General features: G+C 43.5%; 2 protein-coding genes. Both read left to right on the top strand.

Translation table 11 applies throughout. The annotated features are described in order from the left end of the window. Window positions 1-1,406 (top strand): xanthine dehydrogenase family protein molybdopterin-binding subunit (locus ACZFYI_RS17850; RefSeq protein WP_462525480.1); only part of this gene is annotated, 1,406 nt, incomplete at its 5' end. 222 nt (window positions 1,407-1,628) lie between these two features. Next, a complete protein-coding gene (locus ACZFYI_RS17845; protein ID WP_462525479.1) occupies window positions 1,629-2,984 on the top strand; it encodes an alanine/glycine:cation symporter family protein in 1,356 nt (451 codons plus the stop codon). Window positions 2,985-3,341 lie beyond the last annotated feature (357 nt).

Raw genomic sequence — 3,341 nt, 5'->3', positions numbered from 1 at the left:
AGGCTGCTATCAGAAACATAAAGGGAGTTTTGGATTTGGTAACCTTAAATCATGGAATTGGAGTCGTGGCAAGCAGTATGGAAACAGCCTTATATGCCAAACAGATCATGGAAATCACTTGGAAAGGAGACCCAAAGGCAAAATCCCACAACAGCCAAGAAGCATATGCTGAGTACGAGCAAATCTCCAAATCATCGAAAACAGGCAGTATTGTAGCTCAAACAGGAGATATTAACAGGGAACTTCCAAAGGCACAAAAGACCATTCATGCGGATTATAAAAACGATTATATCTACCATGCGCAGATGGAACCGCTTAATGCTGTTGCCCATGTCAAAGCTGGGTCCGCGGAAGTTTGGGTAGGAACACAGGCAGCTGACGGTACCAGAAATGATGTTGCCAACCATTTGGGTATTGATTTCAAAGCAGTCAATTTACATACCTGTTATTTGGGTGGAGGATTTGGAAGGCGGTCGATGACGGACTTTGTGATCGAGGCAGTGGATATTTCCAAAGCAGTTAACCGTCCTGTCAAACTGCAATGGACAAGGGAAGACGACCTTCAATACGGCGCATTCAGGCCGATTTCCTTGCAAAAACTTGAAGCGGGAATGGACCAAAACGGCAACATCAATTCCTGGAAACATGTGGTCATCGGGACTGGTGGAGGATTGTTGGGTTCGGGTGCTGATATACCATTTTATGACATCCCAAACAAACTGATCGAAGTCAGGAACATTGACCATGGCGTCCGGACCAAGCATTGGCGGGCTGTGGGTCATGGACCGAATAAGTTTGCGATTGAGACTTTTTTGGATGAAATAGCTTTGGAACAAAACAAAGACCCATATCTTCTGAGAAGGGAATTGATGAAAAACCATCCAAGAGAGCTTGCAGTTTTGGATAAAGTGGCCGAGATGGCAAAATGGGGTTCTTCGGTACCGGAAGGCCGAGCTAGAGGAATTGCTTTTGCGGAGCGAAGTGGTTCATTGGCTGCAGGAGTCTGTGAAATATCCCTCAACAAATCCACAGGAAAGATCAAAGTCCATAAAATATGGGGTTCATTGGATGGAGGGGTCGTTGTGCATCCCGCGAATGCCAAATACCAGATGGAAGGGTCGTTGGTGATGGGATTGAGCAGCGTGCTTTTTGAAAGCATTACTTTCAAAGATGGTCAGGTCGAGCAATCCAATTTTTACGATTATCCGATTCTCCGAATGGAAGATGCACCGGAAGAAATCATTCTGGAGATCATTCCATCTACCGAAAAACCAACCGGAATCGGAGAAGCAGGTTTGCCGTTTATGGGTGCAATCATTTCAAATGCCTTTGCTGCCTTGACAGGGAAGCGGTTGAGACATATGCCATTTACACCAGAGAAGGTTTTGGAGATTCTTGCAAGTTGATTTAAACAAAGAATAGGTTAGGAATACATTTAAATAGGGGATCCCACTAAAATTAATTCAATTTTGTCATAGACTTCAACTTGTCACTTCGACGAAGGAGAAGTCTATATTTTTCCTAGCCATAAAATGATTTTTATTAAAATCCCTCATAGGACGAAACTTTTTCAATTTGTATTTCCCAAAAAATGCTTTTAATATGCTCTTTCATTTATACCACAACAAATGGGAGATTTTATAATTGACTTTAGTAACTGGATTTGGGACACACCGATGCTTGTTTTGCTGATGGGAGGAGGTTTGATTTTGTTTATCTATTCTGGTTTTTTGCCTTTCAGGTATTTTGGTCATGCACTCAAAGTTGTCCGAGGAAAATATGACAACCAAAACATGCCCGGTCAGATTTCTTCCCAACAGGCACTTTCCGCCGCCATTGCCGCAACGGTAGGTCTTGGCAATATCAGTGGCGTAGCAATTGCCATCAATATGGGAGGACCGGGAGCGATTTTTTGGATGTGGATGTCTGCTTTTGTAGGCATGGCCACCAAATATTTTACCTGTAGTCTTGCCATCATGTTTAGGGGAAAAGATACTTCCGGAGAAATTCAAGGAGGTCCGATGTATGTGATTGAGCACGGGATGGGCAAGAAATGGAAGCCTCTGGCTATCCTCTTTTCTGTGGCCGGCGTCTTGTGTTTGTTGTCGATTTTTCAGGCAAATCATCTGACAGAAGTTACCAGATCTGTGATGTTGGAACCTTATGGACTGGACAATGGAGAAAGTACAAAATGGATTTTGGGGATATTGATGATGGTGGCAGTTGCAGCAGTGATTTTGGGAGGAATCCAAAGAATTGCAGCGGTTGCGTCTAAATTGGTGCCTTTTATGGTGATCCTTTATTTTGGTACAGTCCTTTTGATCATGTTTCAATACATCGAAAGAGTTCCGGAAATGTTCTTGTTGATCATAGAAGATGCCTTTACAGGAAATGCCGTCATGGGCGGTGCAGTTGGTGCTGTGATGGTGATCGGTGCGAGAAGAGCTGCATTTTCCAATGAAGCAGGAATCGGAACAGCCCCGATGGTTCATGGTGCTTCCAAAAACAATGAACCTGTCAGAGAAGGATTGATCGCCATGTTGGGCCCGTTTATAGATACGGTAGTGGTATGTTCTTTAACAGCCTTTGTGATTTTGCTGACAGGAGTGTGGGAAACAGGTGAAAATAACGGGGTGCAACTTACCCTTCAGGCTTTTGAAATGGGGCTTCCGGGAATCGGAAAATATTTGCTCATGTTGGCGGTGTTGGTTTTTGCTCTTTCTACCATGTTTACTTATTCCTATTATGGTCATAAATGCTTCAATTATCTTTTTGGAGCAGAAAAAGCAAACTATTACAATTATTTCTACTTGGTGACAATCGTCGCCGGGGCAGTGGTTTCACTCGAAGTTGTGGTAAGTTTTATAGATGGGATGTATGCCATCATGGCGATTCCTACGATGATTTCGACTATTTATCTAGCCCCCAAAGTCAAAGCTGCGACGAAAGATTATTTTGCGAGAATGAAGAGGAAGGAGTCCTAAAAGGGTTGTCAAGTTGTCCGCAAGCTGTTGTCAAGTTATACCCAAATGCTGTTTTCGGGTTGGTGAAAATGTTGTCAAGTTGTCCGCTAAAGCCGTTATCAGGTTGGAAAGGAGTCAAAGAGAACTCGATAACTTGATCAAAAAGACAAACAAAATAGTCAAAGAGACCCTTCGTGCCTCAGGGTGACGCAACCCGACAACCCGACAACTTGACAACCCGACAACAATTACAACAATTACAACCAAATCAACCCTGCAAAACCAATGAACCTCCTCATCGCCCCAAATGCCTTCAAAGGAACGATTGAAGCTGACGAAGCGGCGGAGATTATTGGAAATGCGGTTTTGAGCAAAATC

This window comes from Aquiflexum sp. (genome assembly GCF_977115555.1).
The sequence above is the reverse complement of the archived record's forward strand: the minus strand, read 5'-3'. Positions and strand labels throughout refer to the sequence as shown.

What these genes read in the sequence shown, in the direction of transcription:
- ACZFYI_RS17845 (WP_462525479.1), top strand. Translation starts at nt 1,629, where the DNA reads ATGGGAGATTTTATAATTGACTTTAGTAACTGGATTTGGGACACACCG.